Origin of the sequence: Stutzerimonas chloritidismutans AW-1 (genome assembly GCF_000495915.1) — a bacterium.
Lineage (GTDB): Bacteria > Pseudomonadota > Gammaproteobacteria > Pseudomonadales > Pseudomonadaceae > Stutzerimonas > Stutzerimonas chloritidismutans.
Window position 1 is genome coordinate 67,150 of the sequence record NZ_AOFQ01000046.1, and the last position, 18,260, is coordinate 85,409.

Sequence of the window (18,260 nt, forward strand, 5' to 3'; positions counted from 1 at the left end):
TGGCCTGTTCCACTGCCCCGACATTAATGATGACAATAGGAGCTGCACGGATGAATCCCTTCGCCAAGACACTACTTGCCATGACGCTGGCCGGCACCGTTGCCGGGGCTGCGCAGGCCCAGGAAAAGGTTCTGCACGTCTACAACTGGTCCGACTACATCGCCGAAGACACCCTGGAGAACTTCACCAAGGAAACCGGCATCAAGGTCGTCTACGACGTCTTCGACAGCAACGAAGTGCTGGAAGCCAAGCTGCTGGCCGGCAGCTCCGGTTATGACGTGGTGGTGCCGTCCAACCCCTTCCTGGCCAAGCAGATCAAGGCCGGCGTGTTCCAGAAGCTGGACAAATCCAAGCTGCCGAACTGGGAAAACCTCGACAAGGACCTGCTCAAGGCGCTGGATCCGAGCGATCCGGGCAACCAGTACTCGATTCCCTACATGTGGGGCACCATTGGCATCGGCTACAACGTCGACAAGGTCAAGGCCGTGTTGGGTGACAACGCGCCGGTGGATTCCTGGGACCTGGTGTTCAAGCCGGAAAACATCGAGAAACTGAAGTCCTGCGGCGTTTCCTTCCTCGATTCGCCGACCGAAATTCTGCCCGCCGCCCTGCATTATCTGGGCTACGCCCCGGACAGCGGCAAGGCCGACGAGCTGAAGAAGGCCGAAGAGCTGTTCATGCAAATCCGTCCGCATGTGGCCTACTTCCACTCTTCCAAGTACATCTCCGACCTGGCCAATGGCGAGTCCTGCGTGGCGATCGGCTATTCGGGTGACATCTATCAGGCCAAGGCGCGCGCCGAGGAAGCCGGCAACGGCGTCAACGTCGGCTACAAGATTCCCAAGGAAGGTGCCGGCAGCTTCTTCGACATGCTGGCCGTACCGGCTGACGCGAAGAACGTCGAGAGCGCCCACGTCTTCATCAACTACCTGATGAAGCCGGAAGTCATGGCGTCGATCACCGACTACGTGCAGTTCCCCAACGGCAACGCCGCGGCCACCCCGCTGGTGGATGAAGCGATCCGCACCGACCCGGGCATCTACCCGAACCAGGACGTGCTGAAGAAGCTGTACACCTTCCCCGACCTCGATCCGAAAACCCAGCGCGCCATGACCCGCAGCTGGACCAAGATCAAGTCGGGCCGCTGATACGACCGATCCGTTGCCGGGCCGCATGGAGCATGCGTACCGGCACTGGAGCCCGGTTGAGCGCAGCTCGTCGCGTAGCCACGTTCCCTGTCTTTTGTGATGCACCGACATTTGCATCAAATCTGTTGATTTTCAGAGGTTTTTCCAATAAACAGCCCGCCTTTCCCGCCGGGATCACGCGCGGCCTGTAACAAGAGGACTCATCCCATGCGCTCGACACTCAAGTCGTTGATCGTCGCCGCCGCCGTAGCCGGTGCGGCCACCGCCCAGGCCGCCTCCGTGCATATCTACAACTGGTCGGATTACATCGGCGAAACGACGCTGGAGGAGTTCGAGAAGGAGACTGGCATCAAGCCGGTCTACGATGTCTTCGATTCCAACGAAACCCTTGAAGGCAAGCTGCTGGCCGGCCGTAGCGGCTACGACGTGGTGGTGCCTTCCAACCATTTTCTCGGCAAGCAGATTCGCGCCGGTGCCTTCCAGCCGCTGGACAAGAGCAAGCTGCCGAACTGGGAAAACATCGATCCGGCACTGCTCAAGCAGCTGCAGAAGAACGATCCCGACAATGCCCATGCGGCGCCCTATCTGTGGGGCACCAACGGCATCGGCTACAACGTCGAGAAGGTCAAGGCCGCACTGGGCGTCGACACGATCGACTCGTGGGCGGTGATCTTCGAACCGGAGAACGCCGAGAAGCTGGCCAGTTGCGGCATCGCCTTCCTCGATTCGGCCGATGAGATGATCCCGGCCATGCTCAATTACCTGGGGCTCGACCCCAACAGCGAGAACGCTGCGGACTATCAGAAGGCCGAGGAGAAGCTCCTGGCCGTGCGGCCGCATGTACGTTATTTCCACTCGTCCAAGTACATTTCCGATCTGGCCAATGGCAATATCTGCGTCGCCGCCGGGTTCTCCGGTGATGTGTTCCAGGCCGCCGCCCGCGCCGAGGAAGCCGGCAAGGGTGTCGAGATCGCCTATGCCATTCCCAAGGAGGGCGCGAACCTCTGGTTCGACATGCTCGCCATCCCCGCGGATGCCAGCAATGTCGAAGAAGCCCATGCCTTCATCAACTACCTGCTGCGCCCAGAGGTGATTGCCGCGGTGAGCGACTACGTCGGTTACGCCAACCCCAATCTCAAGGCGGGCGAGCTGATGGACCAGGAAGTGCGTGGCGATGCGTCGGTGTATCCGCCGCAGGAAGTGCTCGACCGGCTGTACGTCTCCGCTGAGCTGCCGCCGAAGATTCAACGTCTTTCGACGCGCTCCTGGACCAAGGTGAAATCCGGCAAGTGAACTCCATGGCCTGTTCCCGTTTCGTCTGCGGCATTGCCGGTGACGAATCGGAACCGGCCGATCGGGAGCATGTCAGGCGACGCGCTCTCTGCAACGACCATTAGATCCCCGGCGCAGGCCGGCCAACCTTTTTCATTTCGGGAGTTCGCGCATGGCCGTTGCCTCCAGCGCCTACAAGAAAGCCCTCAGTGGCGAAAGCAAGAACAAGCAGGTGCTGCTGAAGATCGACCGCGTCACCAAGAAGTTCGACGAAACGGTGGCGGTCGATGATGTCTCGCTGAGCATCCATCAGGGCGAAATCTTCGCCCTGCTCGGTGGCTCGGGTTCGGGCAAGTCGACCTTGCTGCGCATGCTCGCCGGCTTCGAGCGGCCCACCGAGGGGCGCATCTTCCTCGATGGCCAGGACATCACCGATATGCCGCCCTACGAGCGGCCGATCAACATGATGTTCCAGTCCTACGCGCTGTTCCCGCACATGACGGTGGAGCAGAACATCGCCTTCGGCCTGAAGCAGGATGGCCTGCCGAAACAGGAAGTCGAGGCGCGGGTGAAGGAGATGCTCGGCCTGGTGCAGATGACCCAGTACGCCAAACGCAAGCCGCATCAGCTGTCGGGCGGGCAGCGCCAGCGTGTCGCCCTGGCGCGTTCGCTGGCCAAGCGGCCGAAGCTGCTGCTGCTCGATGAGCCTATGGGCGCGCTGGACAAGAAGCTGCGCTCGCAGATGCAGCTCGAGCTGGTGCAGATCATCGAGCGCGTCGGCGTGACCTGCGTGATGGTCACCCATGACCAGGAAGAGGCCATGACCATGGCCGAACGCATCGCCATCATGCATCTGGGCTGGATCGCCCAGGTCGGCAGCCCGATGGATATCTACGAGACCCCGGCAAGCCGCCTGGTCTGCGAATTCATCGGCAACGTCAACCTGTTCGACGGCGAGCTGATCGAGGACATGGGCGACCACGCCGTCATCGCCAGCCCAGGCCTTGAGAACCCGATCTACGTCGGCCACGGCATCAGTACCCGCGCGCAGGACAAACAGATCACCTACGCGATCCGCCCGGAAAAGCTGCTGATCGGCACCGAACTTCCGGAACTGGAGCGCCCCGGCTACAACTGGGCCAAAGGCGTCGTGCACGACATCGCCTATCTTGGCGGCCACTCGGTGTATTACATCAAGCTGCCGTCCGGCGGTGTGCTGCAGGCCTTCATGGCCAACGCCGAACGTCACGTGAAGCTGCCGACCTGGGAGGAAGAGGTGTACGTGTACTGGTGGGATGACAGCGGCGTGGTGTTGCAGGCATGAAGCGCTCGCCCCTGAATACCGGGCGCCGACTGGTCATCAGCGTGCCCTTCCTGTGGCTGATGCTGTTCTTTCTGCTGCCCTTCGCCATCGTCCTGAAGATCAGCTTTGCCGAAGCGGATGTGGCCATTCCGCCGTACACCGACATCTTCGCCTACGCCGACCAGCAGCTGCAGGTGCTGATCAACCTGGGCAACTACATCTTCCTCAGCGAAGACGAGCTGTATCTGGCGGCCTATCTGGGCTCGCTGCGGATCGCCTTCTTCAGCACGCTGCTCTGCCTGCTGATCGGCTATCCGATGGCCTACGCCATTGCCCGTGCGCGCAAGGATCTGCAGACGGTTCTGCTGCTGCTGATCATGATGCCGACCTGGACCGCCATCCTGATTCGCGTCTACGCCTGGATGGGCATCCTCAGCAGCAACGGCATCCTCAACGGACTGTTGCAGGGCCTCGGCCTGATCGACGCGCCGTTGCAGATACTCAATACCGACGCTGCGGTATACATCGGCGTGGTCTATTCCTACCTGCCGTTCATGATCCTGCCGCTCTACGCCAACCTGGTGAAGCACGACCCCAGCCTGCTCGAGGCTGCGTCCGACCTCGGCGCGCGCAACCTCTCCAGCTTCTGGAAGATCACCGTGCCGCTGTCGAAGAACGGCATCATCGCCGGCTGCATGCTGGTGTTCATTCCGGTGGTGGGTGAATTCGTCATCCCCGAGCTGCTCGGCGGTCCGGAGACGCTGATGATCGGCAAGGTGCTCTGGCAGGAATTCTTCAACAACCGTGACTGGCCGGTGGCCTCGGCGCTGGCGGTGGTGATGCTGGCGATCCTGCTGGTGCCGATCATTCTGTTCAATCGGAACCAAGCCAAGGAACTGGAGGGCAAGCTATGAAGCGCTGGAGCTTTTCCAACCTGATCCTGGTGCTCGGGCTGCTGTTCATCTACCTGCCGATGGTCATCCTGGTCATCTACTCGTTCAATGCCTCGCGGCTGGTTACGGTGTGGGGTGGCTGGTCGCTGAAATGGTACGCCGGCCTGCTCGACAACTCCCAGTTGATGGGCGCGGTAATGCGCTCGCTGGAAGTCGCGGCCTATACCGCGATTGCCGCGGTGGCTCTGGGCACGATGGCGGCTTTCGTCCTCACCCGTATCCCGGTGTTCCGCGGCCGTACGCTGTTCGGTGGCCTGGTCACCGCACCGCTGGTGATGCCGGAAGTGATCACCGGTCTCTCCCTGCTGCTGCTGTTCGTCGCCATGGCGCAACTGATCGGCTGGCCGGCGCAACGCGGGCTGGTGACCATCTGGATCGCCCACACCACGTTCTGCTCGGCCTACGTCGCGGTAGTGGTGATGGCGCGCCTGCGCGAGCTGGACCTGTCCATCGAGGAAGCGGCGATGGACCTCGGAGCGCGGCCGTGGAAGGTGTTCTTCCTGATCACCATGCCGATGATCGCGCCCTCGCTGGCGGCCGGCGGCATGCTCTCCTTTGCTCTTTCGCTGGACGATCTGGTGCTCGCCAGCTTCGTCTCCGGTCCTGGTTCGACCACGCTGCCGATGGAGATCTTTTCCGCCGTGCGCCTGGGCGTGAAACCGGAGATCAACGCGGTGGCGAGTCTGATCCTGCTCAGCGTGTCGCTGGCGACCTTTCTCGCCTGGTACCTCAGCCGCCGGGCCGAGAAGCGCCGTATTCGCGCGATGCAGCAGGCGATGGATGAAACCGCTGGCAATCCCACCTGGCGTCAGGTGATCGACAGCCGCAAGGTGCTGGTGCCGCCCTCGGCGCATACCTGATGATGGTTTGAGCAGCAAAACGAAAAGGGCGCATCGATGCGCCCTTTTCGTTTCAGATGGAGTGTCCCCTGCCGCAGAGCGGTAGGGTGAATAACGCGAAGCTTATCCACCGCCGCGCCTTCTCCGTCCCCGAGCCCGCATTCACGGCTCGGTTGTCTGTTCGCCTGCAGCGAATACCGCGTCCAGTTGCCGATCACCGCTCAGGTCCGGCAGCCCGAACCCGTGCTGTGTTCATCCATCGGTTCTTCACATCCCGTACCACCGTCCGGGCGCGGGCGCAGCCAGATCGGTGCCAGGTAGCGCAATGCCAGGCCAAAGACTGTCAGCCAACCGAGCCCGGCGAGCATGTTCAGTAGCGGCACGGGAGCGCCCGGCAGCCCCGCACTGGCACGCAGCAGCGCGGCGAGCACCAGCAGGCAGGTCGCTATCGGCACCCAGCGCCGCTGATCCAGTGCATAGCCACTGTGGGTACGCCCGGCGATGCACAGCACCGCGAGAATCGATACGCCCATGGCCCCGAGTGTCAGCAGATGGCGGCCTGCGCTGCTGGCAAAGCCGTCGGCTAGCAGCGAGACACCCAGTGCGCCATAGCCCAGCGCCATCAGCCAGTAGACGCTGTAGAGCATCAGCGACCAGCGCTCCAGCAGCGCTCGGCCGATGTGCCAGTCGTTGAGCAGATTGAACATGGCGGCGGCTGTGGCCAGGGCCAGCCAGCCGTTCAGCGGGGCCGGCAGTGCCAGCCATTCGGCGAGAGTGAACAGGCTGATGCAGAAGATCGCCAGGTTGCGTCGTGGCGGACGCGCGCGGTAGTCGTCGTCCACGTCGTGCCCGGCCTCCCGGCGTGCCTGGATGGCGTCGTTGAGAATGCGCATGGAGATTCGGCTCATGGCCACCACGATCAGCACCATCATCACGCCGATGCCAGCGTACAGCCAGCGCATCGGGTATCGGCCGCCGACGGCATCGACATGAAAGCCCACGGTCACCAGCGCCAGCGTGCCGAGCCCGCCGAAGAAGCCGTACTGCCGGCGCAGCGGGTCGCCCAGCAGGCGCGGTGCGAGCAGCACAAGCAGGGCGATGGCGAAGGCACTGTTGAACAGCGCCGCCGGCCACGGCCCGATGACGCCGGAAAGCCAGAAGCTCAGCCGAGCCGCTAGCCACAGCACTAGAAAACCGAAACCTACCTGCCGACCGAATGCCGCGGTGGAGGTAAATTCCGGCACCGCGGTGAGGACGAAGCCGGCGACTGCCGCAAGGCCGAAGCCGAGCAGCATTTCGTGGGCATGCCAGACCAGCGGGCCGCCCGGTACGCCTGGCAGCGGTATCCCGAACCCGAGAAAGCCCAGCCAGAGTGCAACACCAGTCACCGCCAGCAGCACGGTGGCGAGAAACAGCGGACGGAAGCTGCACAGCAGCAGCGGCCAGTTGGCGAGTCGCGGCGATAAGGTTTTCAGCATCGTGAGCGCGCTCTGCTGGCGGAGGGTAAGGGGGCCGCCTCGCGAATGGCGACTTTGGCGGCGCCAGGCAAGGTCTGCGGCGCGCGGCTGGCCAGGCCGAAACTTTCCCGCACGGCCGGCAACTGCAGCAACTCGGCGGTGTGTTGGTAGATCCAGGCATCGCTGCGCTGCACGGCTGGCAGATCCAGCTCCAGGTGGCTGACGATGCGCCCCGGCGCGGCCGCCATGACCAGGATGCGGTCGGCCAGGCGCACGGCTTCCATCAGGTCGTGGGTGATCATCAGCACGCCCATGCCGCGTGCAGCCTGCTCGGCCAGCAGCAGGGCATAAAGGTCTTCCTTGAGGCCGATATCCAGCGCGGCGAAGGGTTCGTCGAGCAGCAGCAGATCCGGCTGCAGCACCAGCGCCCGCGCCAGGGACACGCGGCTCTGCATGCCGCCGGAAAGCTGGTGCGGAAATTTGCCGAGATCGCCAGCAGCCAGGCCCAGGCGCAGCGCGAGGGAACTGGCTTGCTGCAGGCGTTGCTGCCGCGGCATGCCGGCCGCCTTGAGCCCCAGGGCGATGTTGTCGAGCGTGGTTTTCCACGGCAGCAGCCGCGGTTGCTGGAACATGCTGGCGGGGTTGCCGAAACCGTTGTCGATGCGACCTTCCTGGACGTCCAGCAGCCCCGCGCAAAGATGCAGCAGGGTGGTCTTGCCGCAGCCGGAGGGGCCGACCAGGGCGACCACTTCGCCCGCCGCCAGGTTGAAGTCGATGCCGCTGAATATCTCGTCGCGACCGAAGGCGTGGGCCAGGCCGTGGATGTGCAATTGCGTCATGAGGACACCTCGCGCCAGCGCTCGACTTCGCGCTTGATCGGTTCCAGCAGCAGGTACTCCACCGCGAGCAGCAGACCGACCACCGCGGTGATCCAGGCCATGGTCGCGCTGGTATCCAGGTGCGAGCGTGATACCGCCAACGCGGCGCCGACGCCGTCCTGGGTGGCGAGTAGTTCGGCCATCACCACGATCTTCCAGGCCATGGCGAGTGCGGTGATCCAGGCCGGAAACAGGTAGGAGACGACGTGCGGCAGATAGACATCGAGCAACAGCATCCGCCGCGGCAGGCGAAATGCCAGGGCCATATCCTTTAGCTGGTTGTCCAGCGTACGGGTGCCTTGCAACGCACCGACGAACACCAGCGGAAAGCTGGCGATGAACACGGTGAACACCGGGGTGCCGTCGCTGGCGCCGAACCAGAGCATCGCCAGTACCAGCCAGGCGATTGGCGGCATGCCCATGAGCACGGTGACCAGTGGCCGCGCCATCATCGAGGCTGTCATGGAGACACCGGCGGCGAGCCCGAGCACGCTGCCGACCGCCACGGAAAGAGCGAAGCCGAGCAGCGCCCGGCGACTGGTGGCCAGCAGCTCCGGCCAGGCGGCACCTTCATCAATCAACTGGAGCAGACGGGCAAAGGTCTCCAGCGGCGCCGGCAGCACCAGTGCGCCATAGTGACTAGCCACTGCCTCCCAGCCGGCCAGCAGCAGAAACAGGCTGGCCAGCGCGCCCCAGCCGCTCCACAGATAGCCGGGCAGGCTAGCCAACCAGCTGCGCAGCAGGCTCATGGCTGATCGCTGACTGGCGAGTAGAAGTCATCGGCCGGTAGCTTGCCGCCGATCAGCGCCGGATTCTTCTTCAGCAGCAGCTCGAACAGATACTCGACTTCCGCCCGCGCCTCGGCGGCAGGCACGGCGGCCATCTGCGCCACGGCCAGCGAATCGGTCACCGCTTCGGCGCTGAGCATCGGCAGATGACTGGCGACCAGCTGGCCGCAGTGCTCGGCGTTGGTGCTGCACCATTGCAGCGAGTCGGCGTAGGCCTGGGCGATCCGTGCGGCGATCTGCGGCTGGTCTTTCACGCTGGCCATCAGCGCGATACCGGCCTGCGGGATGCGTGCTTCGCGCTGCAGCAGGCTGCCCCATTCTTGTTGCAGGTCGACGCTGCGATACAGGTCCGGCGCGACCAGCCCCAAGGGACCCTCGCTGGCCTTGCGCAGTGCCATGGAGATGGCCGGCTCGGCAAGCAGGGCGTGGTCGGTACGGCGCATCAGCAACAGCTGCATGGCGTCGATGGGGGTGGCGACGTAACGCAGGCGCAGGTCCTTACGCACATCGATGCCGGCACGCTCGGCCAGCAGGCCGAAGAGGATGTCCGGCATGTCGCCACGGAACGGCATGGCGATCTCCTTGCCGCGCAGATCGTCCAAGGTGGTCAGGCCCTGTTCACGGGACACCAGCCAGAGCAGCCCCCAGGTCGAAACGTTGAGCATGCGCAGCTTGGCGCCGCGGTTGTACAGGTTGGCGGCGACGTTGACCGGCATGGCCAGCACGTCCGCCTGCTGGTTAAGCGCCAGCAGGCGCAGCTGGTCGGGATCGCGCCAGCTGACGAATTCCACCTTGTCCGCCAGGTCGTCCAGCGCACCGGATTCGACCATGTGGATCAGCGGGTTCGATACCGACGAGGAAGGGCCGGCCAGAATCAGGCGCGGCAGCTTGTCCGCCAGCGCTGGCGCTCCAGCCGCCAGCAGAACGGCCATCAGTAGGTGGCGCAGCATCAGAAGCTCCCGCTCAGCGCGACGGTGATGCCGCGCCCGGGTGCTTGCAGCTCGTTGCCGCTGATGCCGTCAGCCAGATGCTCGTGGTAGGCCTTGTCGAACAGGTTGCTAAGGCGCGCGTCGAGGTTGGCAGTCTGCAGCACGCCGATCTTGCCGAAGCCCCAGCCGAGGCTGGCATCGGCAGTAACGAAGCCTGCGGTACGGTCCTCGCCACCGCGGGTGAACTCGGTCGCTACACGATCCTGCTCGGCGACCGCACGCAGCTGGGCATGCCAATAGAGGCCGCGCTCGGCCGGCTGGCCAATGCCCAGGGTCAGCTCGTGGGCCGGCATCTGGTGCAGCGGTTCGTCGTCCTGTTTGTTCTCGCCGCGCAGCCAGGTGAAGCTGCCGTCCACCACGAAGGCGCCAACGGCATTGCTGGCGCTGCCTTCGAGGCCGTAGATCACCACCTTGTCGAGGTTTTCGGTGCGCTTGATCGGCAGTCCATTCGGGGCGTTGGTGCCGGTCACGCGGCCGGCGATGTAGTCGTCGATGCGGGTGTGGAAGGCCGCCAGCTGATAGGTGAAATCGCCATCGTTACCCTTGAGGCCGAGCTCGAAGCTGGTGGAGCGCTCCGGGTCCAGCTGCGGGTTGCCGACGTGGAAGTAGCCGTCGCCGCGCGGCGCGTCGTCGTAGCGCTCGCGCATGTCGGCGGCGCGGTAGGCCTGGCCGACGTTGGCGTAGAGGTTCAGGGTGTCAGTCAGCGGATGCAGCGCGCCCAGCGACCACGACAGGTTGTGGTCGGTGCTGTCCAGGCCGCTGGTTGTAAACGAAGGACCGTTGCCCTTGGCTCGGGCGTCGGCGCTGACGCGGTCGTAGCGGGCGCCGGCCGTCAGGCGCGTCTGGCCGAGGTCGAATTCATCCTGCACGAACAGCCCGTAGGATTCGATCTCGGCATCCTTGAAGGGGTCGTTGCGCTGGTTGTTGTTGAAGGTCGGCGGGCCATCCACGTAGCGCTCCGGATCGCCGGTCATCTTCCAGCCGTCGACGCCCACCGTCAGCAGGTGATCGGCTACTGGCACCACCCAGCTCGAGCGCAGCCCGTGGGTGATGAAGCTGACGTCGTTGCGTACATAGTCGCGGTCGAGCCGCTCGGAGTAGGCGCGGATCTCCCGGTAGACCTCCTGACGATAGAGCTCGGTGGTCAGAGTGCCTTCACCGAGGCCGTTTTCCAGGCCGATCTGGAACAGCTCGCGCTGCTGTTCCGGCGAATGGATGGTCGCGGTGCCGAGTGGTACCGGGATGCCGGCGCCGCCCGGCTGCCCGCCGGTACGCGCCGAGCCCGGGTACCAGACGTCGCGGTCGGTGTGGCGCTGGATGTTCAGGTTGACGCTGGCATCCTCGGCCAGCCGTTGCTTGTACTTGAGCAGCAGGGTATCGGAGCTGTTGCCGGTGTTCTCTTCGGTACCGTAGGGGCTCTTGTAATCGTTGACCTTGCGCCCGGCAACGCCCAGCACCAGGGCATGATCGGAGCTGGAGTCGCGCAGCAGCGTAGCGCCGGTAAAGCCCTTGTCGACGCTGCTGGCGCTGGTGGAGAAGCGACCGCCGCGTTCGTCCTGGTCGGTGAAGCGTGCCTGTGGCGTGATCAGGTTGACCACCCCGCCCATGGCGCCGCTGCCGTACAGCACCGAGCCCGGACCCTTGACCACTTCGGCGCGTTCCAGCAGGCCGAGATCGAGCATGGAGGCCAGGGAGCCCTGCGGCTGGCCGGAATTGACCCGCACGCCGTCGACCATCAGCACCACGCTTTCCTTCTTCATGCCGCGCAGCACCGGGTTCTGCCCCCAGGCGCCGTCGCTATGCACGGCGAGCCCGGGCTTGCCGCGAAACAGGCTGCCGGCCGGCGCTGCCGTTTCGGTTGGCTGAGCCTGCAGCACCTCGATGGCTTGCGGAATGTCCTGCGTTGCGGCCTCGTAGCCCTTGGCGGTGACGACGGTTTCCTGCAACTCCAGCGGAGCGGCGAAGGCGGACGCGCTGCTGACGGCCAGGCAGGCCATGGCGAGTGGGTGAAGGCGGAGTATCATCGAACGGCTCCCGGATAATTCGTCGGCGGTGATGCCGACTTGGATGGGAGCAATTCTCGTTTAACTGATAATAATTATCATTTGATCGCGATCAAGTTTACCTGTCGCAAGCGCTACTGCCGCCAGTCGCAGAAACAGGCCACCGCCAGCGAATGGGTGGCGCGCACCTTGCGCCCGGCCAGCACGGCATCGAGGATAGGCTCGACGAAGCTGTTGTCCGAACTGCACACCGCACCCTCGCTGTAGGGGCCGATATACACCAGCTCCCCGCTTTGATCCCAGATGCCGACAGCGGGGCTGGCCGGTAGTTGCTCGGAGCCGGGCGGGGCGCTCAGCGGTTTCAGCGCTGCCAGCGGCTGCGGCAAGCGGCCCTTGCTGCCCGGCTTGCGTACTTCGTAGAAGTCCACGGGTTGTCCGGCAAAGCGCTTGAGCAGTTCTTCCAGATGCTGCTGATTGCCGACGTTGCACGGGCATCCCGGGTCCCAGAAATGCACGAAGCGCACTGGTCCCGGGCCCTGCAGCTCGGCCGGCAGGCGAAGGGCGTCGCCGGAGAACAGCTCGGCGCGCTCGCCGTCGAAGGTGCGCAGGTAGCGCGCCTCGAACCACCAGAACGCAGCCAGCATGGCGCCGCCCCAGAGCAAGGCGATCAGTGCGGCGATCAGGTATTTGCGACGAGCACTCATGGCGGGCTCCGATGTGGGTGCGCAAGCTTGCCATGGGGCGGCGCAGAGCTGAAGATCCCAGATCAACGCAATCGAAGAATTTCCATGCCCTCGCGTATCGATCCCGAGCGCCTGCGTAACAGCCTGCCCGCCCTGTCCGAGGCGGTCGCCGCAAGCGCCGAAACTCTCCATTACCAGACCTATTACGGGCTCGACCTGCCGCATCGCACGCAGGTCCAGCGCCGCCTGGGGCGCTTTCGCGTGCATGACTACGATGTCGTCGCTCAGGCCTGGTGGCCGGAGCAGCCCCACGCCAGCCTGCTGATCCTGCACGGCTACTACGACCACATGGGCCTGTATCGCCATGTGGTCGACTGGGGACTGGAGATGGGGTTCGCCGTGCTCGCCTGCGACCTGCCGGGCCATGGGCTGTCCAGCGGTCCCCGGGCGAGCATCAACGAGTTTGCCGAATACCAGGCGGTGCTGAGCGGTCTGTTCGAACAGGCACGCCAGCTCGACCTGCCGCGTCCCTGGCACCTACTTGGCCAGAGTACCGGCGGTGCCATAGCGCTGGATCACCTGCTGCATCAGGCCGAAAACCCCGACCTGGGGCGCACCATCCTGCTGGCGCCGTTGGTTCGCCCGCGCGCCTGGCTGCGCTCGCGCATCAGCTACGAGTTGCTGCGACGCTTCGTTCAGCAGATCCCACGAACGTTCAGCGAGAACTCCGGCGACCCGGCCTTCCTCGAATTCGTCCAGAGCCAGGACCCGCTGCAGCCGGACATCCTGCCCACGGCCTGGGTCGGCGCCCTGTCACGCTGGATTCCCCGTATCGAGGGTGCGGCTGACAGTAGGCACGCGCCGTTGATCATTCAGGGCGAGGCGGACATGACCGTGGATTGGCAGTACAACCTGCCGATTCTGCAGCGCAAGTTCCCAAGTGCTGAGGTGCTGCGACTGCCCGAGGCGCGCCACCATCTGGTGAACGAGCGCGAGGAATTGCGCCAGGCGTACTTCGACTTCCTGCGCGAGCGCCTCAGATAGCGGGATCAGATGCCCTGCTGCGGCTCCAGCTCGGCGCCGCTCATGCCCACCGCCAGGCCGGCGCGTAGCGCCTGCAGCGCGGCCTGGTAATAGGCCTTGCCTTCGTCCGACTGGGCGAATGTCACATATTCCTCCAGTTCGGCATCGGACAGGTCGCGATAGACGTACAGCAGCGTGTTGTCGAGATCGGCCTCTATTTGCTCGATCATGCGTTGGCGCTGGCTGCTCAGCAGGCTCTGCGCCTGATTGCCACCGAGCAGGCCGGGAATCATCTGGCTGAGACTGTCGGCGGCGACGCCGGCCAGTGCCAGGCTGACTTCCGCGCCCGCTTCGCTGGCTGGCAGCGCCTGGGCCAGGTGGCGGATCAGCAGCTGTCGGTTGCTGCCGGCTTCCACCCGCGGCAGGCCGGCGGCGTGCTTGGCCAGCTGTTCGCGCCGTGCGGCGAGCACTTCGGCCGAGACGATCTTGCGTCCCAGGGTCGACTGGAAGAATTCCAGCGCCGGCTGCGGCTCGGCCAGGTTGCCGCGCAATGCCTGCTGCGCGCGCTGGTCGATGGCATGGGCGGCGAAGCGGCGGTTGCTGTTGGTCACCAGTGCCTGGAATACCGCCGGTGGCAGGGTGTCCTTGTAGCGTTGCTGGGCCGCAGTCAGGGCATCGCCGAAATTGGCGCGCTGTTCGGTCCAGCCGGCGGTTTCGTAGAGTTCCTGATAGGTGTCGGCGAAGCTGCTGAAGCTCAAGGTCAGCAGTACACAGGTCAAGAGGGCGCGCATGGAAGCTCCTGTCTGGCGGGCGGTTCATTTTCCGTGCGTCGACGCGTGCTTGTCGAGGCGCACGGTTACTGCTGCCATTTGGCGCAGCGACGCAGCTTGTAGCGGAGTCTCAACAGACCCTAGACTCCTGCGGTATCCCTTCGGAGTCACTTCCTTGCCGTTCTCTTCGATCATCGACGACCTGGCCGAGCGCGGCTGGTCGGTGCAGAGTTCTTTCCTTCCCAGTGATGTGACCCACAAGCTGGCCGACGAGTGCCGCAGGCGGGAAGCCGAGGGTGCGCTGGCACCGGCAGGGGTCGGCCGCGGCGAGGCGCAGGCGGTGCGCGAAGGCATTCGCAGCGACCATATTCAGTGGCTCGAACCGGGCCAGTCGGCAGTCTGCGACGATTACCTCGAACTCATGGACGGCTTGCGCCAGCAGCTTAACCGCGAGTTGTTCCTCGGGCTGGAAGAGTTCGAGTGCCATTTCGCCTTCTACCCGCCGGGCGCCTTCTATCAGACGCACCTGGACCGCTTTCGCGATGACGACAGCCGTTCGGTCACCGCCGTGCTGTATCTGAATCCGGATTGGCAGCCCGGCCATGCCGGTGAATTGCGCATGCACATGCCTGATGGATCGCAGCTGGACGTGCCTCCGCTGGCGGGCAATCTGGTGGTCTTTCTCTCCGGCGATTTCCCCCACGAAGTGCTGGTCACCCAGGCCGACCGTCTGTCGCTGACCGGCTGGTTCCGTCGGCGGCCGGCCGATGTGCTGGCGCTCTGACGAGCCCACATCGACATTTGCGCAGACGAAAAAAAGCCCGGCTCAGGCCGGGCTAAAGGGAAGTAAGTGTTTCGGGCTACATGCCCAGCATGTTCGGCAGCGCCAGGGAAATCGACGGCACGTAGGTGATGATCACCAGGAAGCTCAGCATCAGCGCCAGCCATGGCAGCACTGCGCGGATCACCTGGGTCACCGGCATGCCCGTCACCGCTGAGGCGACGAACAGGTTCAACCCCACCGGTGGCGTTATCAATCCGATCTCCATGTTCACCACCATGATGATGCCAAGGTGGATCGGGTCGATGCCCAGCTGTATGGCAATCGGGAACAGGATCGGCGCCAGGATCAGGATGATCGCCGACGGCTCCATGAAGGCGCCGGCCACCAGCAGCACGATGTTCACCACCAGCAGGAACATCCACGGCTGCAGACCTGCCTCGATGACCCAGGCAGTGATTGCCTGCGGAATCTGCTCGGTGGTCAGCACGTGGGCGAAGAGCATGGCGTTGGCGATGATGAACATCAGCATGATGCTCAGCTTGCCCGACTCCAGCAGTACCTTCGGGCATTCGCGCAGCTTGAGGTCCTTGTAGACGAAGATCGCGACGAAGGCCGAATACACCGCCGCGACCGCTGCCGCTTCGGTGGGCGTGAACATGCCCGAGTAGATGCCGCCGAGGATGATCACCATCAGCAGCAGGCCCCAGACCGCCTTGCGCGCGGCGGACAGCCACTCGCGGAAGCTGGCGCGCGGCAGTGCCGGCAGGTTCTTCTTCACCGCGATGATGTAGATCGCCAGCATCAGCGCGCCGCCGAGCATGATGCCCGGGACGACACCGGCCATGAACAGCTTGCCCACCGAGGTCTCGGTAGCCGCGGCGTAGACCACCATGACCACCGACGGCGGGATCAGGATGCCCAGGGTACCAGCGTTACAGACGATGCCAGCGCCGAAGGCCTGTGGATAACCGGAGCGCACCATGCCGGCGATGGCGATGGAGCCCACCGCGGCCACGGTGGCTGGCGACGAGCCGGACAGCGCTGCGAAGAGCATGCACGCCAGCACCGCACCGATCGCCAGGCCGCCACGGATGTGGCCGACACAGGCGTTGGCGAAGTCGATCAGGCGACGCGCCACGCCGCCGGTGGTCATGAAGGCGCCGGCCAGGAGGAAGAACGGGATCGCCAGCAGGGTGTAGTGCTCGGAGGTCTCGAACAGCTTGATCGCCAGCGAGCGCACCGAGTCCTGGCTGAAGATCATGATGGTCAGCGAACCGGCCAAGCCGAGGGATACGGCCACCGGCACGCCGATGAACATCAGCACGAAGAGGGCGACGAACAGGAACAGGATGGTCATTACTTGGGCTCCTCTTCGCCGTGCTTGAGCGCATCGGCCGCTTCATCGGCGAGGCCGAGGCCGGTCTGCTCGTTGCGCAGGATACGCACGAAGATTTCGGCGAAACGGATGAACACCATGGCGAAGCCGAACGGCACGATCATGCCGATGTGCCACTGCTTGACGCCGACATGGCCCAGGTCTTCCGCGCCGATGTTGGCAACGAACAGCGCCTGGATCCACTCGAAGCTGGCCACGGTCAGCAGACCGGCGTAACCCAGGCAGAGCAGGCAGGCGATAATGCCGATGACGCGCTGGATGTGTCGCGGCGCCAGCTTCACCAGTGCATCGACACCGATGTGGCCGGCGGTGCGCACGCCATAGGCGAGGCCGGAGAAGATCAGCCAGGCGAACAGCGCCTTGGTCAGCGCGGTGCTCCAGGTCATGGACTGGGCCAGGCCGATGATGAAGTCACCGATGGCGAACCAGAAGTCGGCGCTTCCCTCGAACCGGTCGCCCAGGTCGTAGAAAAGTGTGTAGAGGTTGTTGAGGATCACGTAGACGAAGGTCACCAGTGTCATGGCGGCCAACAGAAAGGCGATGAAACCTTCCTCGAAGTGGTCCCAGACGCGCCAGAGGGCGTTCATGGATGACATCTCCCGATGGACTGCTTGTTGTATCGAAGGCAGCACGGAGGTGCGCCGTGAACCAGCCGGGGCAGGCTGGGAGACAGAGCAATGAAAAACTCTTGTTGTCGCCATCGAAGCGGCTGGGCCCGGGATCGCCTTGGCCTGACCTGTCTGCCCTTGGTGCGGGCTTCGTCTTCGCTAGCTGCTTTGTTTTTTCACTGAGCTGTCGGGTATCGCTGGGTGGTGCAGCAAAGGGGCGGGGTGTCCGCCCCCCGGCAAGGCTTATTTAGCCTGGTTGGCAGCTTCGGCGGCCTTGATCAGGTCAGCACCGATTTCGCCTTCGAACTTCTTCCACACCGGCTTCATGGCTTCGCGCCACTTGGCACGCTCTTCCGGGGTCAGCACCAGAATTTCGGTGGTGCCGGCGGCAAGAATGTCAGCCTTGGCCTTCTGGTTCAGGGCGTCGGCTTGCTTGTTCACTTCAACAGTGACTTCTTCCACGATCTTTTCCAGCTCGCCACGTACATCGGCAGGCAGGCCGTCCCAGAACTTGGTGTTGGTGATCAGCATGTAGTCCAGCAGGCCATGGTCGGACTCGGTGATGTGCTTCTGCACTTCGTGCATCTTCTGCGAGTAGATGTTCGAGTAGGGGTTCTCGGCACCGTTGACCACGCCGGTCTGCAGGCCCTGGTAAACCTCGGCGAAGCTCATCTTGCGCGGGTTGGCACGCAGCGCCTTGAACTGCTCGTCCAGCACTGCAGAAGCCTGTACGCGGAACTTCAGGCCGCGCGCGTCTTTCGGCTCACGCAGTTCCTTGTTGGCCGACAGCTGCTTCATGCCGTTGTGCCAGTAGCCCAGGCCGGTGATGTTCTTGTCTTCCATGGAACGCAGCAGGCCCTGGCCAGCCTCGCTCTTCTGGAAGCGGTCGACTGCCGCGATGTCGTCGAACAGGAACGGCAGGTCGAAGACCTGAACGCCCTTGGAGTAGTGTTCGAACTTGGCCAGCGATGGAGCGATCAGCTGAACGTCACCCAGCAGCAGGGCTTCCATTTCCTTGCCATCACCGAACAGCGAGGAGTTCGGGTAAACCTGTACCTCGACCTTGCCGGCCAGACGCTCTTCCACCAGTTTCTTGAACATCACGGCGCCCTGGCCTTTCGGCGTGTTTTCGGCGACCACGTGGGAGAACTTGATGGTGATCGGGTCAGCCGCGTGGGCCAGACCAGCGATGCTCAGCGACAGGGCGCATGCCAGCGCCTTGGCAGTCAGTTTGAACATTGATGTTTCCTCTTGTTGTGGGTGGGAGGCCACACGGCATCCCGGCAGTAACCAGCTGGACAAGTCTAGGCGCTGAAGCCTGGGTGCGATGCTCTATCGCGACTCGTTCCGTCCGGTTCATTGAGTT

General features: G+C 64.0%; 17 protein-coding genes. 7 read left to right on the forward strand and 10 right to left on the reverse strand.

Features of this window, described 5'->3' with window-relative positions; all coding sequences use genetic code 11:
- Positions 1–50 precede the first annotated feature (50 nt).
- The 5 genes from F753_RS39100 (at position 51) to F753_RS39120 (ending at position 5,536) form a co-directional block, all read left to right on the forward strand.
- Positions 51–1,148 (forward strand): polyamine ABC transporter substrate-binding protein, encoded by a 1,098-nt coding sequence (locus F753_RS39100; RefSeq protein ID WP_023445771.1) that lies wholly within the window; start codon positions 51–53, stop codon positions 1,146–1,148.
- A gap of 207 nt (positions 1,149–1,355) precedes the next feature.
- Positions 1,356–2,441: a polyamine ABC transporter substrate-binding protein gene (locus F753_RS39105; RefSeq protein WP_023445772.1), complete on the forward strand. Its 1,086-nt coding sequence runs from the start codon at positions 1,356–1,358 to the stop codon at positions 2,439–2,441.
- Between the two features lie 151 nt (positions 2,442–2,592).
- Complete coding sequence (potA, locus tag F753_RS39110; RefSeq protein ID WP_023445773.1) at positions 2,593–3,744, forward strand: polyamine ABC transporter ATP-binding protein; 1,152 nt, start codon at positions 2,593–2,595, stop codon at positions 3,742–3,744.
- The gene (locus F753_RS39115; RefSeq protein WP_023445774.1) at positions 3,741–4,637 is read left to right on the forward strand and encodes an ABC transporter permease subunit; all 897 of its coding nucleotides are present in this window, start codon (positions 3,741–3,743) and stop codon (positions 4,635–4,637) included. Before potA ends, F753_RS39115 begins: the two co-directional genes overlap by 4 nt.
- Entirely contained in the window at positions 4,634–5,536 is a 903-nt protein-coding gene (locus tag F753_RS39120; protein ID WP_014822162.1) for an ABC transporter permease subunit, read from the forward strand. Before F753_RS39115 ends, F753_RS39120 begins: the two co-directional genes overlap by 4 nt.
- Before the next feature lie 200 nt (positions 5,537–5,736).
- Here the strand turns inward: F753_RS39120 and F753_RS39125 are convergent, their stop codons facing one another.
- The 6 genes from F753_RS39125 to F753_RS39150 all read right to left on the reverse strand — a co-directional run bounded on the left by F753_RS39125 (position 5,737) and on the right by F753_RS39150 (position 12,334).
- Positions 5,737–6,993: an NnrS family protein gene (locus tag F753_RS39125; RefSeq protein ID WP_023445775.1), complete on the reverse strand. Its 1,257-nt coding sequence runs from the start codon at positions 6,991–6,993 to the stop codon at positions 5,737–5,739.
- Positions 6,987–7,811 (reverse strand): ABC transporter ATP-binding protein, encoded by an 825-nt coding sequence (locus F753_RS39130; protein WP_023445776.1) that lies wholly within the window; start codon positions 7,809–7,811, stop codon positions 6,987–6,989. Before F753_RS39130 ends, F753_RS39125 begins: the two co-directional genes overlap by 7 nt.
- Positions 7,808–8,599, reverse strand: a complete 792-nt coding sequence (locus tag F753_RS39135) for an ABC transporter permease (protein WP_023445777.1) — start codon at positions 8,597–8,599, stop codon at positions 7,808–7,810. The genes F753_RS39130 and F753_RS39135 overlap by 4 nt, the downstream gene beginning before the upstream one ends.
- The gene (locus F753_RS39140) at positions 8,596–9,588 is read right to left on the reverse strand and encodes an ABC transporter substrate-binding protein (RefSeq protein WP_023445778.1); all 993 of its coding nucleotides are present in this window, start codon (positions 9,586–9,588) and stop codon (positions 8,596–8,598) included. The genes F753_RS39135 and F753_RS39140 overlap by 4 nt, the downstream gene beginning before the upstream one ends.
- Positions 9,588–11,651 carry a TonB-dependent receptor plug domain-containing protein gene (locus tag F753_RS39145; RefSeq protein WP_023445779.1) on the reverse strand — a complete coding sequence of 688 codons (2,064 nt, stop codon included), beginning with the start codon at positions 11,649–11,651 and terminating at the stop codon, positions 9,588–9,590. The genes F753_RS39140 and F753_RS39145 overlap by 1 nt, the downstream gene beginning before the upstream one ends.
- Positions 11,652–11,764: 113 nt before the next feature.
- Positions 11,765–12,334: a DUF6436 domain-containing protein gene (locus F753_RS39150; RefSeq protein WP_023445780.1), complete on the reverse strand. Its 570-nt coding sequence runs from the start codon at positions 12,332–12,334 to the stop codon at positions 11,765–11,767.
- A gap of 84 nt (positions 12,335–12,418) precedes the next feature.
- Here F753_RS39150 and bipL point away from each other — a divergent pair, with 84 nt between their 5' ends.
- Positions 12,419–13,357 carry a phospholipase BipL gene (gene bipL, locus F753_RS39155; RefSeq protein ID WP_023445781.1) on the forward strand — a complete coding sequence of 313 codons (939 nt, stop codon included), beginning with the start codon at positions 12,419–12,421 and terminating at the stop codon, positions 13,355–13,357.
- A gap of 5 nt (positions 13,358–13,362) precedes the next feature.
- Here bipL and F753_RS39160 read toward each other — a convergent pair whose 3' ends face one another.
- Positions 13,363–14,127 carry a hypothetical protein gene (locus F753_RS39160; RefSeq protein ID WP_023445782.1) on the reverse strand — a complete coding sequence of 255 codons (765 nt, stop codon included), beginning with the start codon at positions 14,125–14,127 and terminating at the stop codon, positions 13,363–13,365.
- 154 nt (positions 14,128–14,281) lie between these two features.
- Here F753_RS39160 and F753_RS39165 point away from each other — a divergent pair, with 154 nt between their 5' ends.
- Positions 14,282–14,890: a 2OG-Fe(II) oxygenase gene (locus tag F753_RS39165; protein WP_023445783.1), complete on the forward strand. Its 609-nt coding sequence runs from the start codon at positions 14,282–14,284 to the stop codon at positions 14,888–14,890.
- 76 nt (positions 14,891–14,966) lie between these two features.
- On the opposite strand, the gene dctM is transcribed toward F753_RS39165, so the two are convergent.
- From dctM to dctP, 3 genes are all read right to left on the reverse strand, one after another.
- Positions 14,967–16,247, reverse strand: coding sequence for a C4-dicarboxylate TRAP transporter large permease protein DctM (dctM, locus tag F753_RS39170; RefSeq protein ID WP_023445784.1), 1,281 nt, complete (start codon positions 16,245–16,247; stop codon positions 14,967–14,969).
- Positions 16,247–16,873 carry a TRAP transporter small permease gene (locus tag F753_RS39175; RefSeq protein WP_023445785.1) on the reverse strand — a complete coding sequence of 209 codons (627 nt, stop codon included), beginning with the start codon at positions 16,871–16,873 and terminating at the stop codon, positions 16,247–16,249. The genes dctM and F753_RS39175 overlap by 1 nt, the downstream gene beginning before the upstream one ends.
- Positions 16,874–17,137: 264 nt before the next feature.
- Positions 17,138–18,133, reverse strand: coding sequence for a C4-dicarboxylate TRAP substrate-binding protein DctP (gene dctP, locus F753_RS39180; protein ID WP_023445786.1), 996 nt, complete (start codon positions 18,131–18,133; stop codon positions 17,138–17,140).
- Positions 18,134–18,260: the final 127 nt, after the last annotated feature.